This window comes from Streptomyces sp. NRRL S-87 (assembly GCF_000719335.1).
Classification (GTDB): domain Bacteria; phylum Actinomycetota; class Actinomycetes; order Streptomycetales; family Streptomycetaceae; genus Streptomyces.
Window position 1 is genome coordinate 101,785 of sequence record NZ_JOGB01000020.1, and the last position, 18,280, is coordinate 120,064.

An 18,280-nucleotide genomic window follows, 5' to 3' on the forward strand; every position below is an offset into this window, starting at 1 on the left:
CGGGGCCGGGCTTCGCGCCCGAGACCGGGCGCGCGCGGCCCGCCCCCGCGCGTGCCCGGCCAGGGGCTCAGGGGCGGATGCCGTCGCAGGTGATGCGCAGGTGGCGCGGGCCGCGCAGCACCGCGTTCTGCCGGTACGGCGGCGGGTCCGCCACGAGGCGCGGGTTCTCCAGCCGGCGGGCCAGCTCCGACAGCGCCGTCTGGGCCTCGAGACGGGCCAGCGGAGCGCCGAAGCAGCTGTGGATGCCGCTGCCCAGCCCGAGGTGCTGGATGTCCTTCCGGTAGGGGTCGAAGCGGTGCGGATCCTCGAAGCGCTCCGGGTCGCGGTTGCCGGAGGCCAACACCAGCCACATCGTGGAGCCCTTCGGGATGGTGACGCCGCGGACCTCGATGTCGGCGAGCGCGGTGCGGCCCGGGAGGAGCTGCACGGGGGGCTCGTAGCGCAGGAGTTCCTCCACCAGGGGCACCGCGAGGCCCGGGTTGGCGCGCAGGTCCGCCAGGACCTCGGGGTGGCGCAGGAGGGTGAGCATGCCGTTGGTGATGAGGTTGACCGTCGTCTCGTGGCCGGCGATCAGCAGCAGCGCCGCGGTGCTCAGCAGCTCCATGGTGGACATGGGCCCGTCCTCGCCCTTGCCGCCGCCGCCCGCGGCCAGCCGGGAGAGCATGTCGTCGCCGGGCTTCTTGCGGCGCTCCTCGATCAGCCCGGCCAGGTACATGCCGAGCTCCATGCGGGCGCCCTGGGAGACCTTGGCGCGTTCGTCGGGGTCGGAGTCCGGGTCCGGGTCGAGGCTGGCGGCCAGCGTGTCGGCCCAGACGTGGAAGCGGGACTCGTCCTCGTGCGGCACACCCAGCAGACGGCAGATCACGGTCACCGGGAACGGGTACGAGAACTGCTCGACCACGTCGACGTCTCCCGGGTCGCCGATGCCGTCGATGAGGTCCTTGACGATCGTGTGGAGTTCGGGCCGCATGGAGTCGACGCGGTGCGGCGAGTGCGGGGGCCCGAAGGGGCGGTTGGTCATGCGCCGCAGCCGGTCGTGCTCCGGCGGGTCGAGCCGGAGGAAGGGGGTCGGCAGGGTGGTGGACTCCTCCTCCTCGGCATCGGCCAGCGGGTCGTTGCCGACGTCCGTCCGGTTGCGCGGGTCGGAGCTGATCCGCGGGTCGTGGAGCAGGGCCCGGATGTCGTGGTAGTGGCTGATCGCGTACGGCCCGTCGCCGTCGCGGTAGACGGGGGTCTTGCGCAGCTCCTCGTACAGCGGGTACGGGTCGGCGCGGCTGGCGGGGTCGAGGATGCGGCGCAGGATGTCTTGGGACATGGGGAGGCTCCTCCGGGGGCCGGTCGGCGGGTCAGTGCCCGGCGGGGGTGAATTCCATCCGCCGATCGGCCGGCGAGTAGCCGCTCAGGGTGATGGTGGGCCCGTGGGTGGGGACCGAGGGGTCGGGGAAGTCGGCCGGCACGGGGCGCCTGCCTTCGGGGCGCCGGTCGACGGTGTCGTACGGCGGCGGGAACGGTGCCGTGATCTCGATCTGCCGCTCGTAGAACTCGAGCCAGCGGGTGTTGTCGAAGGTGACGGCGCCGATGACGCGGCCCTGGTAGCCGTAGACGGCGGCGAAGCGCCGCTCGGCCAGGGAACCCTGGGTGATCATCACCTCGGTGCCCATGGACGGCACGCCGACGGACTTGATGTTGACCCCGAACTGGCTCGACCAGAAGGCGGGCACCCACATGTGCGGGCGCCGCTCGGTGCTCTCGCTGAGCATGTTGTGCGCTGCGGTCTCGGCCTGCGACACGGCGTTGCCCCAGTGCTCCAGCGACAGGAACTGGTAGCCGAAGAGCGGGTGCGGGGAACGGGCGACGTCGCCGGCGACGAAGATGTCGTCGGTGACGATGCCCCGGATGTCGAAGGCGCGGCAGCCGGCGTCGCAGGCGATGCCGCGGGGTCCGGCGCCGAGGCCGGAACCGGTCAGCCACTCGGTGTTGCGGACGGCGCCGAGGCCCACCACGACGACGTCGGCCTCCACGCTGGTGCCGTCCGAGAAGTGCGCGGCCCGGACCCGGCCGGCGGAGTCGCCCTCCAGGCGGGTGACCATCACTCCGGTGCGCAGGTCGACGCCGTTCTCCCGCTGGAGGTCGGCGGCGACCTGGCCGATCACGCCGCCGAGGGCACCGACCAGCGGGGCGTCCGCGCGTTCGGCCACCGTGACCTGGAGGCCCCGTTCGCGGCACGCGGAGGCGATCTCGGAGCCGGTGAAACCGGCGCCGATGACAAGGACGCGGCGGGGGCCCGCGGCCAGCCGGCGGGAGAGTCCGACGCCGTCGTCGCGGGTGCGCAGCACGAAGACGCCGTCCAGCTCCGCCTCGGCCGGGTTGGGCCAGGGCCGGGCCCGTACGCCGGTCGCGATGAGGAGGCGGTCGTAGGGGACCTCCTGGCCGTCCTCCAGGCGCACCCGCCGGGCCGCCATGTCCAGACCCGTCGCGGCCACGCCCAGCCGCCAGTCGGCGTCGATGGCGCGCCGCCGGGGCAGGGCGGTGCGCGCGGCGTCGGCGTGGCCGAGCAGCACCTGCTTCGACAGCGGCGGGCGGTCGTAGGGGTCGTAGGGCTCGTCGCCGACCATCGTGAGGGTGCCGGCGAAACCCTTCTCGCGGAGCGTCTCGGCGGCGCGCAGGCCGGCCAGGGAGGCGCCGACGACGACGATGCGACCACCCCGTCTGAGGTGTTCGAGGGTGCTGTCAGGCATCGGCGGCCGCCTCGCCCGAGGCGGACCGGACCGCGTCCTGCCCACCGCCGGCGGACGCGGCCGCCAGGTCCGGTTCGTCGATCAGGATGGCCTGCACGGGACAGGCGGCGGCCGCCTGGAGGAGGCGGTCGCGCTGGGCCTCCTGCGCCTGGGGGTCGTAGAGCAGGCCCTCCTCTCCGTGCATCGCGAAGACGTCGGGTGCGAGGAAGGCGCACTGCGCGTATCCCTGGCAGCGGTTGAGATCGACTACGAGCCTCAGCAAGGTGCGGGTCCTTTCGTGGCCGGGACTCCCCTGTTCCCAGCCTGTGCCGGGAACCCGGCCGGGGCGCGCCCGGACGGGCCGGTGGAGTGACCCCTCGGCCGCGCCCGGCCCGGACCCCGCCCCCGCGCGTCGCCTCCCGGGTCGCCCCGGCGCCCGCTGTCAAGCCCCGAGAAGTCGCGACGTGACGCCCCTCACGGCCGAGGGCTTACTCGAAGGACGTGGGGTCCGCGCACGTCAAGGACCGGAGGCCCGCACACCCCGTCGGGGCCCGCACCCACCGTTAAGGAGCACGAAGATGCGGAACGCTGCCATTCCCCCGACGCCCTCCCCCGAGGGGAGCGCGTCATGACCTCCCTGCCCCCTTCGTCCGGCCGCCCCACCGGGCCCCCGTCGGGTCCGCTCTCCGGACGCTCCACGCACGAGCTGCCCACACCGCCGCCCCCGCCGCCCGCCGGGTCCCTGCCGACCGGCGGACCGCCGCCCGGCTCCGCGCTGCCCGCGGGGACCCCGCCGCCCTCCGGATCCCCGCCACCACCCGGGCCGCCGGGCCCGGGGGCCGGCGGACCCGGCGCCCCGGACGGGCCCGGGCGCGCGGTCCGCCGCAGGCGACCGCGCAAGACCGTGTTGAGCGCCGGCACCGCGGTGGTCGTGGGAGCGGCCGCCGTGCTCGCCTTCACCCTCATGTCCGGCAACGGGGCGCCCGGCGGGGAGATCTTCCTCCAGTCCGCCTCGGCCGCGGGCCCCGATCCGTTCACCCCCTCGACCGCGGGGGAGACCACGGCCGGCGACATCACCCCGGCCACCGCCGGCGGCACCGACCGCAGGATGCAGGGCGCCCGCGCCCTGGAGGTCGACGGGGCGCACCCGGGCCTGTACGGCGGCACGCGCAACGTCGCCAGCTGCGACGTGGAGCGCCAGGTCGACTTCCTCACCCGGCACGGGGACAAGGGCAGGGCCTTCGCCGCCCCGCTGGGGATCCGGCAGTCCGCCGTCCCCGCGTACCTGCGGTCGCTGACACCGGTCCGGCTGGGCTGGGACACCCGGGTCACCAACCACGGGTTCGCCGGCGGCCGTGCCACGAGCTACCAGGCGGTACTGCAGGCCGGTACGGCCGTCCTGGTCGACGACCGCGGCGTGCCCAGGGTCCGCTGTGCCTGCGGCAACCCCCTGACGCCACCCGTCGCGGCCAGGGGCGCGCAGACGTACAGCGGCACCGAGTGGTCGACGTTCCGGTCCGCCGACGTCGTCGCGGTCAGGCCGGCGGCCGAGCCGGTGAAGACCGTCACGATGTACGACAAGGGCAGCAAGGGCTGGTACGAGCGGCGCAGCGGCGACGTCCGGGGTACGCACGACCGCCCGGCCCCGCCCCCGGCGGACCGGCCCTCCGACGCCCCCGGGCCGGCGCTGCCCTCGCCCCGCCCGCAGGAGCAGCCCCACGCGCCGGACCAGGTCCCCGGACGGGACACGGACGACACGAACCGGCCCCAGGACCAGGACCAGAACCCCGACCAGACATCGGACCGGAACCAGCACCCGGCCGGCAACCAGAACCAGAACCAGGATCCGGCCCAGAACCAGAACCAGAACCAGAACCAGAACCAGGATCCGGCCCAGAACCAGAACCAGAACCAGAACCACGGCGAAGGACCCCGAGAAGGTCCCGGCGAAGGAGACCAAGAAGGACCCTGCGCAGGAAACGGTGAAGGAGCCCGAGAAGGCCCCTGCGAAGGAGCCGGTGGACAAGCCCGGAAAGGACCCCGCGAACGAGCCGGCGTCCGAGCCGGCGAAGGACCCCGTCAAGGACCCGGGGGAGAACCGCGACCGGGAGCCCGACCGGAACCCGGGTCAGTCCACCGGTCAGACCACCGGTCAGACCACCGGCCAGCAGCCGGGCGACGGTCCCGGACAGCAGCCGCCGCAGGACTCGTCGAAGGACCCGGCGAACCCCGCGGAGCACCCCGGGCAGAAGCCGCCCGAGCACCCCGCACAGGGCACCGACCAGGACTCCGGGCAGGACTCCGGCCACAAGCAGCCGCCGACCGGGCAGCAGCCGGCCCCGTCCACGGAGCAGGAGCAGGCTCCCGCGACGGACCAGAAGCAGGCTCCCGCACCCGACCGGAAGCCCGCTCCGGCCACCGGGGAGAAGCCCGCCCCGGCCACCGGGCAGAAGCCCAAGCCCGACCCGGCATCGGATCCGCCCGCCGACGGCGCCGGGAGCACCACGCAGAACACGCTCCGACAGCCCGCCCCCGACCCCGCCGCGACCCCGGGGTAGTCGGGCACCTCGCCGGGCGCCGCGTCGCACGCGCGCCCGGCGGTCACCCGGCGCAGCCCCGCGGTCTCCTCGCCGCGGATCTGCCCCGGCGTCAACTCGCCCGGCCCCGCCGGCTGCCCCCCTCCCGACGCTCCACCCGGTGCGGCCGCGTCGACTCCCGAAGCCAGGGGCCGGGTCCGACCACGGCCCCGCCGCGTCCCACGCGGCCCCCGCCACCGGCCCTGTCAGCGCCACTTGCTACAACTTGCACACATCGACGCCGCACACCCGGTCGAGGCCCGCCCGAGGGCCCCGCGGCCGCGGCGCCGGACACGAGGGACAGGACGAGGCGCACCCGGCGCGACGGGCGCGACACACGAGGAACGGCGGGCACGATGAGCTACCCGAGGCACCTGACGGAGTCGTACGGACTTCCCGTCTTCACCTTCCCCGGTCCGGACGACGAGGGCCGGACCCCGCTGCCCGCGGCCGACTCCGTCGCCTGGCGCATCGCCTCCGACTCCTACGACGCCGAGGAGAGCTGGACCGAGGCCTTCACCCGCTTCACCGCGGCCGTCGACACCTCCCGCGTCCGCGCGATCGTCGTCGGAGCCTGGGAGGAGGCGTACGAGAACGGGCCCGAGGACATCATCGGGGCGCTCGTCGGCGCCCGCGCCGAACTCCCCGCCCTGCGGGCCCTCTTCCTCGGCGACATGGTGTCCGAGGAGTGCGAGGTCAGCTGGATCAACCAGGGCGACGTCGGCCCGCTCCTGGAGAACTTCCCGGAGCTGGAGGAGTTCGGCGTCCGCGGTGGCACCGGGCTGGCCGTCCCGCCCTTCACCCACCGGCACCTGCGCTCCCTCACCGTCGAGACCGGCGGCCTGCCCGCCCGCGTGGTCCGCAACATCGCCGCCAGCGACCTGCCGGCCCTCACGCACCTCGACCTCTGGCTCGGCACGGACGAGTACGGCGGCGACAGCACCCTCACCGACGTGGAGCCCATCATGGCCGGCGACCGCCTGCCGGGCCTGCGCCACCTGGCCCTGCGCAACAGCGAGTACCAGGACGAGATCGCCACCGCGATGGCGTCCGCGCCCGTCGTCGCCCGCCTGGAGACCCTCGACCTCTCCATGGGCGTCCTCACCGACCAGGGCGCCGCCGCACTCCTCGGCGGCCAGCCGCTCACCCACCTCAAGAAGCTCGACCTGCACCACAACTACCTGAGCGACCCCGTCAAGCAGCGCTTCAAGGACGCCCTGGAGGGCGCCGGCGTCATCCTCGACCTCGACCGGGACGGCGCCGAAGAGGACGAGTGGGACGGCCGGGTCCACCGCTTCGTCGCCGTCGGCGAGTAGCGAGCCGGCCCATGACTCAGCACACGCCCCCGCGCTGGGCGGTCGTCGGCAACCCGACGAACCGCCGCCTCGCCCTGTTCACCGAGGCCGTGCGCCGGGCCGGCCGGCCCGCGCCGCGTGTCGTGCCCTGGGTGTCCGTCCTGCGCGAGGGCGGTGCGGCCTTCGCCGCCGACGAACTGGTCCGCCTCGACTCGCCCGGGGAGGACCCCGAGGTCGACCGGATCCTGCGCGGCGTCGCCGACCCCACCCGGGTCGAGGGCGGCGCCCGTTGGTACGCCCGCTTCACCGCGGCCGTCCGCACCCTCACCGGTGGCCGCCGCCTGGACGACCCAGACGAGCTGGCCGTCCTGTTCGACAAGCGGCTCTGCCACCGCGCCCTCGACCGCGCCGGCGTACCGGTCCCGGCGTCCCCGACCTCCGGCGGCGCCGCGCCCGTGCGCGGCTGGGCCGACGTACGGGACCTGATGGCCGCGCACGGCATGCCCCGCGCGTTCGTCAAACCCGCCCACGGCTCCTCCGCGTCCGGCGTGGTCGCCGTCGAGACCGCCGGGCGGGGCAGGATCAGGGCGACCACCTCCGTCGAGACGGCCGAGGACGGGAGCCTGCACAACTCCCTGCGGGTGCGCCGCATCACGAGCGAACCCGAGGCGGCCGCCCTGGTCGACGCCCTCGCCCCCGACGGGCTGCACGTGGAGCGCTGGTGGCCCAAGGCCTCGCTGGGCGGCCGTGCGGCCGACCTGCGCGTGGTCGTCGTGGCCGGCCGGGCCACCCACGCCGTCGTCCGCACGAGCCGCTCGCCCATGACCAACCTCCACCTCGGCGGCAGCCGCGGCGACCTCGGGGCCGTCGCCGAGGCCGCCGGGCCGAAGTGGGCCGACGCCCTGGAGACCTGCGAACGGGCCGCGGCCTGCTTCCCGGACACCCTGTGCGTGGGCGTCGACCTGCTCCCCGCCGTCGGCTGGCGGCGGTTCGCCGTCGCCGAGGTGAACGCCTTCGGCGACCTGCTGCCCGGCCTGACCGGCCTGCCCGGCAGCGGGGCCGAGGGCCTGGACACGTACGCGGCCCAAGTCGCCGCAGCACCGCACCACGTCGCAAGGAACCGCCGTGCACCTGCCTGACCCCCGTACCGCGGAGCCCCGCCCCGCGGACCCGAACACCGCGGACCCCCGCCCCGCGGACCCGAACACTGCGGACCCCCGCACCCCGGACCCCGACATGAACGAGGTCGTCGGCCGTGACGACCTGCTCCTCCTCACCCTGGACACCCTGCGCCACGACGTCGCCGTCGAACTGGCCGCCGCCGGCCGCATCCCGCACCTCGCCCGCCACCTCCCGGGCGGCGCGTGGGAGCGGCGGCACGCCCCCGGCAGCTTCACCTACGCCTCCCACCACGCGATGTTCGCCGGGTTCCTGCCCACCCCCGCCGCGCCCGGCCCGCACCCGCGGCTGTTCGCCGCACGCTTCGCCGGCAGCGAGAGCACGGCCGGACGCACGTACGTCTTCGACACCCCGGACCTGGTCTCCGGCCTCGCCGCGGCCGGGTACCGCACCGTCTGCATCGGCGGCGTCGGGTTCTTCAACAAGCAGGGCGCGCTGGGCGACGTGCTGCCCGGGATGTTCCAGGAGAGCCACTGGGAGCCCGCGTTCGGCGTCGCGTCCCCCACCTCCTTCGAAGCGCAGGTCGAGCGCGCCGAGCAGGTCGTCGCCGGACTCCCCGCCGACCAGCGGCTGTTCCTCTTCCTCAACGCCTCCGCGCTGCACCAGCCCAACTGGTTCCACCTGCCCGGCGCCACCCCGGACGCCGGGGACACGCGCGCCAGCCACGCCGCCGCCCTGGAGTACGTCGACCGGCACGTCGGCCGCCTCTTCGCCGCGATGAGCTCCCGCCGACGCTGCTTCGCCATCGTCTGCTCCGACCACGGCACGACCTACGGCGACGACGGCTACACCGGCCACCGCCTCGCCCACGAGGCCGTGTGGACCGTGCCGTACGCCCACTTCTTCCTGGAGCCGTCCGCATGACCGCCCCCGCCGCACCCGTGTCCCCGACCGCGTCCGCCCCCGCCCCCGCCCCGCCGGCGTCCGCTCCCGCAGCCGCACCCGTGGTCCCGGCCACCACCGCCGCTCCCGCACCCGCCGGGACCCCGGCCGGCGTCCGCCCGTACCAGAGCTACGTCTACGCCTACCCCCACAAGACCGCCTACCGCCGCCTGCCCGGCCGGCCCGCCCTGCGGGACCTGTGGCGCGGCGAGCCCAAGGACGCCCTCTCCCTCTACCTCCACGTACCGTTCTGCGAGGTCCGCTGCGGGTTCTGCAACCTGTTCACCCGGATCGGCGCCCCCGACGGCCTCACCGGCCGCTACCTCGACGCGCTCGACCGCCAGGCCGCCGCCGTCCGCGAGGCGCTCGGCGACGAGGACCCCGTCCGCTTCGCGAACGCCGCCTTCGGGGGCGGCACGCCCACCTTCCTCACCGCCGACGAGCTCACCCGCCTGTGCGACATCGCCGAGCGGCGCATGGGGGCCGACCTGCGGGCCGTCCCGCTCTCCGTCGAGGCCTCGCCCGCCACCGCGACCGCCGACCGGCTCGCCGTCCTCGCCGACCGCGGCGCCACCCGCCTCAGCCTCGGCGTCCAGAGCTTCGTCGACGACGAGGCCCGGGCCGCCGTACGCCCCCAGCGGCGCGCCGACGTCGAGGCCGCCCTCGGCCGGATCCGGGAGGCCCGCATCCCGGTCCTCAACATCGACCTCATCTACGGCATCGACGGCCAGACCCCCGCCAGCTGGCGCAGCTCCCTGGGCGCCGCCCTCGCCTGGGAACCCGAGGAGCTGTACCTCTACCCCCTCTACGTCCGCCCCCTGACCGGCCTCGCCCGCCGCACCGCCCACACCGACCGCGAGTGGGACGAACAGCGCCTGGCCCTGTACCGGCAGGGCCGCGACCACCTCCTCGCGCACGGGTACGAGCAGGTCTCGATGCGGATGTTCCGCCGCCCCGGCGCGGCCCCGCGGGGCCCCGACGACCACGCCTGCCAGACCGACGGCATGATCGGCCTGGGCTGCGGCGCCCGCTCCTACACCGCCGACCTCCACTACTCCTTCGACTACGCCGTCGACATGGGCGAGATACGGGCGATCATCGACGACTACACCGCCACCGCCGACTTCACCCGCGCCGTGCACGGCCGGTACGTCGACGGCGACGAGGCCCGTCGCCGCCACCTCCTGCAGTCGCTCCTCCAGGCGCAGGGCATGCCGCTCGACGACTACCGGGCGCGCTTCGGCTCGGACCCGTACGCCGACTTCCCCGCCGAACTCGCCGACTTCGCCGCCCGCGGCTGGCTCCGGGACCCGGGGCCGGGCGCCGGCACGGAGCGGGGCGCCCTGCTGCGCCTGACCCCGGAGGGACTCGCGCACTCCGACGCGCTCGGCCCCGCCCTCTTCTCGCCCGCCGTCCGCGCCGCCATGGCCGCCTACGCACCGAAGTAGGCCGCCGCCCATGGACCTCACGATCCTCTACCGCGGCCCGCTCGCCTCCTGCGACTACGACTGCCCGTACTGCCCCTTCGCCAAGCGCCGCGACAGCCCCGACCTCCTGCGCGCCGACCGGGCCGCCCTCGAACGCTTCACCGCCTGGATCGCGGCGGCCGCCGACGACCGCCTTTCGGTCCTGTTCACCCCCTGGGGCGAGGGGCTGGTCCGCTCCTGGTACCGGCGGGCCCTGGTCGACCTCTCGCACCGGCCGAACGTCGCCCGCGTCGCGATCCAGACCAACCTCAGCTGCCGGACCGACTGGCTCGCCGGGGCCGACCTCGACACGCTCGCGCTCTGGTGCACGTACCACCCCGGCCAGACGCCCTACGAGCGCTTCCTGGCGAAGGTCCACGACCTCGCCGAGCGCGGCGTCCGCCACAGCGTCGGCATCGTCGGCCTCCCGGAGAACCTCCCGCACGCCCGCAGGCTCCGCGCCGACCTGCCGGCGCACGTCTACCTGTGGGTCAACGCCGCGGAGGGCCACCGGTACACGGACGCCGAGGCCGACCTCTGGACCGCCGTCGACCCGCTCTTCCCCTACAGCCGCCACCCGCACCGGTCCGCCGGCCTGCCCTGCCGCACCGGCGCGTCGGTGGTCTCGGTGGACGGCGGGGGCACCGTCCGCCGCTGCCACTTCGTACGGGCCGAACTCGGCAACCTCTACGACGGCTCCTACCGCACCGCCCTCGGCCCGCGACCCTGCCCCCTGGCCGTGTGCGACTGCCACATCGGGTACGTCCACCTCGAGACGCTCCCGCTCTACGACGTCTTCGCCGGCGGCGTCCTCGAACGCGTCCCCGCCCCCGGCCGCCTCCCCACCGCCGGGGCCGCCCGTACCGACCGAGCCGCGCCGCGCACGGGCCGGCGGGGTAGCTAGCGGGGTATGCGGCGTGTGCACGGCGGCCCCGTGCGGAGCGGGCATCCGTCCCGCCCCCGTGCCGCCCGCACCCGCCGCCCGGACCGCGGGCCGGTCCGGTCAGTCGCCGGAGACGATCTCCGCCACGGCGGCCCGGGCCGACTCGGCGTCCTCGGGCACCAGGCCGATCCGCGTGCGGCGGTGCAGGACGTCCTCCACGTCGAGGGCGCCCTCGTGGGTCACCGCGAACTCGACCTCGGCCCGGGTGATGTTGATCGCTTCCGCGATCCGGCCCTCGGGATCCGGGACCGTGGCCGCCGCCAGCACGGCGCGGGCCTCGCCCCCGTACCGGGCGATCAGCGGGGCGGGCGCGTCCGCCCGGGTCGCGGGCCGGCTGCCGGGGTGCCCGGGGGCGCCGACCAGCGGCAGGTCGCGGGTGCGGCACGGCCCGGCGGACAGCCCCCGCAGCCGGCAGGCGGTGTCGACGGCCTGCTCCGCCATGGCCCGGTACGTGGTGAGCTTGCCGCCGACCACGGTGATCACCCCGGACGGCGCCTCGCGTACGGCGTGCTGCCGCGAGAGGTCGGCGGTGGCGCCGTCCCCGCCGTCCAGCAGGGGTCGCAGCCCGGCGTAGGAGCCCCGTACGTCGGCCCGGGTGAGGGCGCGGCCCAGGGCGGTGTTGACGGTGTCGAGGAGGAAGTCGACCTCCGCGTCGGTGGGTACGGGGGTGTCGGGCACGGGGCCGGGGGCCTCCTCGTCCGTCAGCCCCAGGACGACGCGGCCCAGCTGCTGGGGGAGCGCGAAGACGAAGCGGCTGGTGGAGCCGGGGACCGGGACCGTGAGGGCGCCCTTGGGCCGGCCGAAGGCGGCCGCGTCGAACACCAGGTGGGAGCCCCGGCTGGGCCGCAGCTTGATGGAGGCGTCGAGCTGGTCGGCCCAGACGCCGGTGGCGTTGACGACGGCCCGCGCCTCGATGCGGAGCGTCTCGCCGGTGAGCGTGTCGGTCACGTCGGCGCCGGTGCCGGTGACGTTCGCGGCCTCGACCCGGGTGAGGACGCGCGCGCCGTGCTCGGCGGCGGTCCGCGCGATCGCGACGACCAGCCGGGCGTCGTCGACGAGTTGGCCGTCGTGGGCGACCAGGGCGCCGCGCAGCCCCTCGGAGCGGACGGCGGGCACGAGTCGTACCGCCTCGCGGGCGTCCACGCGACGGGCCCGCGGCAGCACGTCCGCGGGGGTGCGGGCGGACATCCGCAGCACGTCGCCGGCGACGAAGCCGGTGCGCACCAGGGCCGCGGTGGACCGGGAGACCGACGGCAGCAGCGGGACCACCTGCGGCAGCGCGCGGATGAGGTGCGGGGCGGTCCGGGTCATCAGGATGCCGCGTTCGACGGCGCTCTCGTGGGCGACGCCGACCTGGGCGGAGGCGAGGTAGCGCAGCCCGCCGTGGACCAGCTTCGAACTCCACCGGCTGGTGCCGAAGGCGAGGTCGCGCGCCTCGACGAGCACGGTGCGCAGCCCACGCGCGGCGGCGTCCAGGGCCACCCCGGCCCCGGTCACGCCGCCTCCGACGACCAGCAGGTCGACGGGGTCTCCGGCGGCGAGTTCCGTGAGGTCGGCGGTGCGGCGGGCGGCGTTGAGGGCCGAACGCGGGGCGTCGGGGGCCGGGCGGGCGGATTCGGTCATGGCCTCAGGTATCCGTTCAGGGCGAGGGCCAGTTCGCTCCGCCACGCCGTCTCCGGCAGCAGGTCGGCGACCATGCGGTGCGACTGGACCGTGGACTGGGTGATGAGCAGGACCATGGCGGCGAGTTGGACCGGTTCGCCCGGGCGGACGGTTCCGCCCCGCTGGCCGGTCTCGACGGCCTCCCGCAGCAGGGTCAGCAGGGTCCGCTGGCTGGTGCCGAGCCGCTGGACGACGTACTCGGCCAGCAGGTCGCCGTCGCGCAGCAGACCGCCGAGCACCGGGTGGTCCCTCAGCTGCACGGCGACGTCGACGATCCACTCGACCAGGCCGGCGCGGTCCTCGCCCGAGCGCGGGGTCCGCTCGACGGTGCGCATGATCTCGCGGGTCAGGAGGGACCCGATCACGGCCCGGACGTCGGGCCAGCGCCGGTAGACCGTGGGCCGGCTCACCCCGGCCCGCCGGGCGATCTCGGCGAGCTGGACGCGCTTGCCCAGCACGGTGACCAGTTCGGCCGCCGCGTCGAGGATCTTGTCGTCGATGCTCGGGGACTCGTCGTCGCTTCCAGCGCTGTTACTGATTGACATGATGTGGAAAACTGTAACGCATGTCTACGCACCTGCCCCCGTCCGACGCCGCAGCGCTGCCCACCCCGCCCATGGCCTGGAACGCCTGGGGCGACCCGCAGCTGGCGAAACCCCTCTCCGAGGACGTCAAGGGCCTCCTCGACAGCCTCCTGGAGCTCGACGCGCCGACGCCGGCGCCCGCCCGCGACGAGGTGCGGCTGCGCCCCTCGGCCCTGAGCGGGGTCCACCTCAAGGCGCTCACCGAGATCGTCGGCGCCGGGCACGTCAGCGTCCTGGACGCCGACCGGCTGCCCCGCGCGGGCGGCAAGTCCACGCCGGACCTGCTGCGCCGCCGCAGCACCGAGCCGCAGGACGCGCCCGACGCGGTCGTGCTGCCCGGCACCGAGGAGGAGCTCCGGGCCGTCCTGGAGCTCTGCGCCCGGCAGCGCATCGCGGTGGTCCCGTTCGGCGGCGGCACCAGCGTCGTCGGCGGACTGGACCCGGTCCGCGGACAGTTCGGTGCGGTCGTCTCCCTCGACCTGCGCCGCTTCGACGCCCTGCTCTCCTTCGACGAGGTCTCCGGCGAGGCGGTCCTCGGCGCCGGCGTGACCGGCCCGCGCGCCGAGGAACTGCTCGGCGCGCACGGCTTCGAGCTGGGCCACTTCCCGCAGAGCTTCCGCTTCGCCACCATCGGCGGCTTCGCGGCCACCCGCTCGTCCGGCCAGGACTCCGCCGGGTACGGGCGCTTCGACGAGATGGTCCGCGGCCTGCGCGTCGTCACCCCCACCGGAACCCTGGAACTGGGCCGCGGCCCCGCCTCCGCGGCCGGACCCGACCTGCGCCAGCTGTTCCTGGGCTCCGAGGGCACCCTCGGCGTGATCACCGCGGTCCGGGTGCGGGTCCACCCCGTCCCCGCCGTCCGCCGGTACGAGGCCTGGCGCTTCCCCGACTTCGCCACCGGCACGGCGGCGCTGCGGGCCGTGGAGCAGCAGGGCACCGGCCCCACCGTGATCCGCCTCTCGGACGAGACCGAGACCGGCGTCAACCTCGCCATGACCTCGAAGATCGGCGCGCCGCAGGCGGTCAGCGGCTGCATGGCCGTCACGGTCTTCGAAGGCAGCGAGGAGCAGGTCGAGGCCCGGCACGAGGCGACCCGCCGCACCCTGCTCGCCCACGGCGCCACCTCCCTCGGCGAGGACCCGGCCCACGCCTGGGAGCACGGCCGCTTCGACGCCCCGTACCTGCGCGACGCGCTGCTCGACACGGGCGCCCTGTGCGAGACCCTGGAGACGGCCGCCACCTGGTCGGACCTGGAGCAGCTGCGCACCGCCGTCACCGGCGCCCTGCAGGGCGCCCTGCAGGCGAGCGGCAGCACCTCGCTCGTGATGTGCCACATCTCGCACGTCTACCCCACCGGGGCCTCCCTGTACTTCACGGTGGTCGCGGCACAGCGCGGCGACGCGATCGCCCAGTGGCAGGCCGCCAAGGCCGCCGCCAGCGACGCGATCATGGGCGCCGGCGGCACCATCACGCACCACCACGCGGTCGGCACCGACCACCGGGCCTGGATGGAGCGGGAGATCGGCGAGCTGGGCGTGGCCGTCCTGCGCGCCGTCAAGGGCGTCGTGGACCCGGCGGGCATCCTCAACCCCGGAAAGCTGATCCCGTGAGAACGGGACCGGGGGAGGGGGCGGACGGGGCCGAGGTCCGCGGCGTCCGCAGCGTGCTGGTCCTGACCAACCCGGCGGCGGCGTCCGGGCACGCGGCCCGGGCGGCCGGCCCGGCCGTGGCCCGGCTGCGCGAACACGGCATCGACGTGACCACCGCGACCGGCACCGACCCGGCCGACAGCCTGCGGCTGGCGCGCGAGGCGGTGGGCTCCGGCGTCGACGCGCTCGTGGTCGTCGGCGGCGACGGGATGATCTCCCTGGCCCTCCAGGCCGTCACGGAGACCGACCTGCCGCTGGGCGTGGTCCCCGCCGGCACCGGCAACGACCTCGCCCGGGAGTACGGCCTGCCGCTGGGTGACCCGCGGGCCGCCGCCGACGTCATCGCCGCCGGCCGGGTGCTGCGGGTGGACACCGGCCGCATCGAGACGGCCGACGGCGCGGGCCGGTACTTCGGCTCGGTGCTCGCCATCGGCTTCGACTCGCTGGTGAGCGACCGGGCCAACCGGATGACACGGCCGCGCGGCCGCCTCAAGTACCACCTGGCGATGCTGGCCGAGCTGGCGAGCCTGCGACCGCTGCCCTTCCGGCTGGTGCTCGACGACGGCCAGGAGATCCGCCGGGACCTGACGATGGCCTCGGTGGGCAACACCCGCAGCTACGGCGGAGGCATGCGCATCTGCCCGGACGCGGACCCCCGGGACGGCCTGCTCGACCTCACCCTGGTGGCGGCTCTGCCGCGCGCCAGGCTCGTGCGGTTCTTCCCGACCGTCTTCCGCGGCACGCACGTGCGCCAGAGCGCGGTCAGCACGCACCGCTCGGCGACCGTGCGCATCGAGTCGGACGGGATCAACGCGTACGCGGACGGCGACCTCGCCGGCCCGCTCCCCGCGGTGGCACGGGTCGTGCCGCGCTCGCTGTCCCTGCTCGTCCCGCGCTGAGCCGAGGAGCCCCCGACGGCCGCGCCGCCCCCCCACGCGGCGCGGCCGCCGGTCCCGGCAGCGGCGGGCACGGGTTCCCGGCCCCGCCCTCCTGCTCGTGCGGCGTGCGGGCGGCCGGGCAGTACGTCACGGCCCGTCGGCGGCCGAAGGCGCCGCGGCTTCCCCATGGCGTTCGCCGCCGCGGTGGATCCGGTCCGCCGCCTCCAGCAGGGACCAGCCGTCGACCTCCACCGCCCCCGGGTGCCCCGGCCGCCACCCGGCGGCGGAGGCGGCGTCGAGCAGCGCCCGGACGGCACCCGGTTCGTGGAGGTTCAGGGACGCGCCCCGTACGTAGCCCACGTCGCCGGAGCCCAGGGGGAACCCGCCCGGGACGTACCGGTCCGGTCCCTGGGTGAACACGATGCGCAACGGGCCGCCGGCGCCGGCTGGTTGGGGGTGCAGCGTGAGGGTCTCGCGGCATCCCCCGGACCTGCCGTCCGCCGGCCCGTCGTGCCGGTGGCGGAGCGTCCAGAGGTACGCGCGCCCGTCGGCGACCAGCCGACGCGGCTTCCCGGGGCGTCGGGGCACGGTGTCGCTCTCCCGCCCGGCCCGCCCCTCAGCCCACCGCCCGCTTCACGAGCTCCGTGATGCGGGCCGCCACCTCGTCCGTGACCTCGGTCAGGGCGAACGCGGCCGGCCACATCGCGCCCTCGTCCAGCTGCGCCAGGTCGCTGAACCCGAGGGTGGCGTACCGCGCCTTGAACTTCTCGGCGCTCTGGAAGAAGCAGACGACCTTGCCGTCGACCGCGTACGCGGGCATGCCGTACCAGAGCTTCGGTTCCAGGGCCGGGGCGGCGGCCGTGACCAGGGCGTGCACCCGCTCGGCCATGGCGCGGTCGGAGTCCTGCATCTCCGCGATCTTCGCGAGGACGTCCTGCACCGCCTGCGCGGCCTTCTCCGCGCGGGAGCCGCCGCGCCGCGCCGCCTTCTTCATGTCCTCCGCGTGGTCCTTCATCGCGGCCCGCTCCTCGGCCGAGAACCCCTCGTACGCGCCGCTGCCGGTGCTGCTCATGGCGTCTCTCCACGTCCGTGCGCGGACCGGCCGGATGCGGCCCGCTGTCGTGCTCACATCCTGCCCCGGCCCGGGAGCCGACGTCCTGCGCATCGATCACGGGGTCCATCGCGGCGCCGGGTCGAGGCGGACGCAGCACCGGCCGGGTCCGGGGGCCGGGCGCGCCAGGAAGGACGCGTCACCGAGGCCGGTGAGGAGGCCGCCGACCAGGTGGAGGTTCATGCCGCAGACGGTCTCGGTGTGGTCCCTGGCCAGGGCGTGGAAGGGGCAGTTGGCCAGCACGACGGCGTCGCCCTCGTGCCGGGGCTCGAACCCGTTGCGCTCCAGCACCTCGAAGACGCCCCCGCCGGCCCGCCGTCCCAGCGATGCGCCCAGCTCCGCCGCCTTGCGGTGCAGTACCCCGCGCACCGGCTCGCCGGTGGCCTCCGCCTCCTCGAGGGCCTGCGCGAGCAGCCGCCCGGCCAGCTCGTACCGCCGGTCGGGAAGGCTGACGGCGACCTGCCGGGCCGAGCGCCGGTAGAGCTTGGCCGGGCGGCCGGCCCCGGGCCCCGTCCGTCCCGTGCGCCGCTCGTAGACGACGTCCAGCAGTGATTCCTCGGCCAGGCGGTCCAGGTGGAACGCGGCCGTCTGCCGGGCCAGGCCGAGCGCCGCGGCTGCCTCGTCCCGGCTGACCGGTCCGGGCTGGCGGGCCACGTGGTCGTAGAGGCGCCTGCGGGTGGGCTCGTCGAGCGAGGCCACGGCGGCGATGTCCGCGTGCGAGGTGTCCTTCGGGTCCATGGGCTGCTCCACGCTCCCAGTGTAAAACCCATGACTCTTGACTAAAGAAGGAAACGGGGTTTCTATCGTCAAGAGAACTCATTTTTAGAAGGAGGCTGTCATGACGGCCACCATCACCCCCACCAGCCGCCGCCACGCGCAGTTCGCCGACCCCGGTCGGCAGGCGTTCTGGATCCTGCGCATCGGCTTCACGGCGGCACCGGTCCTCTTCGGCCTCGACAAGTTCGCCAACCTGCTCGTCGACTGGCCGGCCTACCTCGCGCCCTGGATCGACGACGTCGTACCCGGCAGCGCCCAGGCCGACATGTCCGCGGTCGGCGTGATCGAGATCGTCGCCGGTGTCGTCGTGGCACTCGCCCCGCGCTTCGGCGGCTGGCTCGTCGCCGCCTGGCTCACCGGCATCATCGTCAACCTGCTGACCGTCCCCGGCTTCTACGACATCGCGCTGCGCGACTTCGGCCTCCTGCTCGCGGCCGTCGCCCTCGCCCGACTCGCCCAGAAGTACCACGTGGAGGACCGCGCCCAGGGGCCGGACCGCACTTCCTGAACCCCGGGGAGCGGGCGTTCGGCCGACACCTTCGCGACCCTTCCGCCCCGAGG

At 75.3% G+C, this 18,280-nt stretch carries 17 protein-coding genes and 1 pseudogene; 10 read left to right on the top strand and 8 right to left on the bottom strand.

Annotated elements, in window-relative coordinates:
- Nucleotides 1–67 precede the first annotated feature (67 nt).
- From IF43_RS0115130 to IF43_RS0115140, 3 genes are read right to left on the bottom strand one after another with little or no spacing between them, the layout of a single operon-like run.
- Nucleotides 68–1,315: a cytochrome P450 gene (locus tag IF43_RS0115130; RefSeq protein WP_030199960.1), complete on the bottom strand. Its 1,248-nt coding sequence runs from the start codon at nucleotides 1,313–1,315 to the stop codon at nucleotides 68–70.
- A gap of 31 nt (nucleotides 1,316–1,346) precedes the next feature.
- Entirely contained in the window at nucleotides 1,347–2,738 is a 1,392-nt protein-coding gene (locus tag IF43_RS0115135; protein WP_030199962.1) for an NAD(P)/FAD-dependent oxidoreductase, read from the bottom strand.
- The gene (locus IF43_RS0115140) at nucleotides 2,731–2,997 is read right to left on the bottom strand and encodes a ferredoxin (RefSeq protein WP_030199963.1); all 267 of its coding nucleotides are present in this window, start codon (nucleotides 2,995–2,997) and stop codon (nucleotides 2,731–2,733) included. Before IF43_RS0115140 ends, IF43_RS0115135 begins: the two co-directional genes overlap by 8 nt.
- Nucleotides 2,998–3,825: 828 nt before the next feature.
- Here IF43_RS0115140 and IF43_RS43705 point away from each other — a divergent pair.
- The 7 genes and pseudogenes from IF43_RS43705 to IF43_RS0115175 all read left to right on the top strand — a co-directional run.
- A pseudogene (locus tag IF43_RS43705) lies at nucleotides 3,826–4,272 on the top strand (DUF6777 domain-containing protein); the annotation flags it as partial.
- 463 nt (nucleotides 4,273–4,735) lie between these two features.
- On the top strand, nucleotides 4,736–5,275 hold the full coding sequence (locus tag IF43_RS0115150) for a hypothetical protein (protein ID WP_158939323.1): 540 nt from the start codon (nucleotides 4,736–4,738) through the stop codon (nucleotides 5,273–5,275).
- Nucleotides 5,276–5,649: 374 nt separating this feature from the next.
- A complete protein-coding gene (locus IF43_RS0115155; protein WP_030199968.1) occupies nucleotides 5,650–6,609 on the top strand; it encodes an STM4015 family protein in 960 nt (319 codons plus the stop codon).
- Nucleotides 6,610–6,620: 11 nt separating this feature from the next.
- Complete coding sequence (locus IF43_RS0115160) at nucleotides 6,621–7,727, top strand: STM4014 family protein (protein WP_037888618.1); 1,107 nt, start codon at nucleotides 6,621–6,623, stop codon at nucleotides 7,725–7,727.
- Nucleotides 7,728–7,824: 97 nt separating this feature from the next.
- Nucleotides 7,825–8,631 carry an STM4013/SEN3800 family hydrolase gene (locus IF43_RS0115165; protein WP_030199972.1) on the top strand — a complete coding sequence of 269 codons (807 nt, stop codon included), beginning with the start codon at nucleotides 7,825–7,827 and terminating at the stop codon, nucleotides 8,629–8,631.
- Complete coding sequence (locus IF43_RS0115170) at nucleotides 8,628–10,097, top strand: STM4012 family radical SAM protein (RefSeq protein ID WP_078910182.1); 1,470 nt, start codon at nucleotides 8,628–8,630, stop codon at nucleotides 10,095–10,097. The genes IF43_RS0115165 and IF43_RS0115170 overlap by 4 nt, the downstream gene beginning before the upstream one ends.
- Nucleotides 10,098–10,107: 10 nt before the next feature.
- Entirely contained in the window at nucleotides 10,108–11,019 is a 912-nt protein-coding gene (locus IF43_RS0115175; RefSeq protein ID WP_030199975.1) for an STM4011 family radical SAM protein, read from the top strand.
- A gap of 99 nt (nucleotides 11,020–11,118) precedes the next feature.
- Here the strand turns inward: IF43_RS0115175 and IF43_RS0115180 are convergent, their stop codons facing one another.
- Both IF43_RS0115180 and IF43_RS0115185 read right to left on the bottom strand, forming a co-directional pair.
- Entirely contained in the window at nucleotides 11,119–12,681 is a 1,563-nt protein-coding gene (locus IF43_RS0115180) for a glycerol-3-phosphate dehydrogenase/oxidase (protein WP_030199977.1), read from the bottom strand.
- A complete protein-coding gene (locus tag IF43_RS0115185; protein ID WP_030199979.1) occupies nucleotides 12,678–13,265 on the bottom strand; it encodes a TetR/AcrR family transcriptional regulator in 588 nt (195 codons plus the stop codon). The genes IF43_RS0115180 and IF43_RS0115185 overlap by 4 nt, the downstream gene beginning before the upstream one ends.
- Nucleotides 13,266–13,285: 20 nt before the next feature.
- Here IF43_RS0115185 and IF43_RS0115190 point away from each other — a divergent pair, with 20 nt between their 5' ends.
- Both IF43_RS0115190 and IF43_RS0115195 read left to right on the top strand, forming a co-directional pair.
- Complete coding sequence (locus IF43_RS0115190) at nucleotides 13,286–14,914, top strand: FAD-binding oxidoreductase (RefSeq protein WP_234332183.1); 1,629 nt, start codon at nucleotides 13,286–13,288, stop codon at nucleotides 14,912–14,914.
- Nucleotides 14,915–14,967: 53 nt separating this feature from the next.
- Nucleotides 14,968–15,852 (top strand): diacylglycerol kinase, encoded by an 885-nt coding sequence (locus IF43_RS0115195; protein ID WP_030199986.1) that lies wholly within the window; start codon nucleotides 14,968–14,970, stop codon nucleotides 15,850–15,852.
- Nucleotides 15,853–15,978: 126 nt separating this feature from the next.
- Here the strand turns inward: IF43_RS0115195 and IF43_RS0115200 are convergent, their stop codons facing one another.
- The 3 genes from IF43_RS0115200 to IF43_RS0115210 all read right to left on the bottom strand — a co-directional run bounded on the left by IF43_RS0115200 (nucleotide 15,979) and on the right by IF43_RS0115210 (nucleotide 17,680).
- Complete coding sequence (locus IF43_RS0115200) at nucleotides 15,979–16,419, bottom strand: hypothetical protein (protein WP_051795365.1); 441 nt, start codon at nucleotides 16,417–16,419, stop codon at nucleotides 15,979–15,981.
- A gap of 28 nt (nucleotides 16,420–16,447) precedes the next feature.
- Nucleotides 16,448–16,903 carry an iron chaperone gene (locus IF43_RS0115205; RefSeq protein WP_030199988.1) on the bottom strand — a complete coding sequence of 152 codons (456 nt, stop codon included), beginning with the start codon at nucleotides 16,901–16,903 and terminating at the stop codon, nucleotides 16,448–16,450.
- Between the two features lie 96 nt (nucleotides 16,904–16,999).
- Nucleotides 17,000–17,680, bottom strand: coding sequence for a metalloregulator ArsR/SmtB family transcription factor (locus IF43_RS0115210; protein WP_030199989.1), 681 nt, complete (start codon nucleotides 17,678–17,680; stop codon nucleotides 17,000–17,002).
- 100 nt (nucleotides 17,681–17,780) lie between these two features.
- Here IF43_RS0115210 and IF43_RS0115215 point away from each other — a divergent pair, with 100 nt between their 5' ends.
- Entirely contained in the window at nucleotides 17,781–18,227 is a 447-nt protein-coding gene (locus IF43_RS0115215; RefSeq protein ID WP_051795366.1) for a hypothetical protein, read from the top strand.
- The last annotated feature ends 53 nt before the right edge of the window (nucleotides 18,228–18,280 follow it).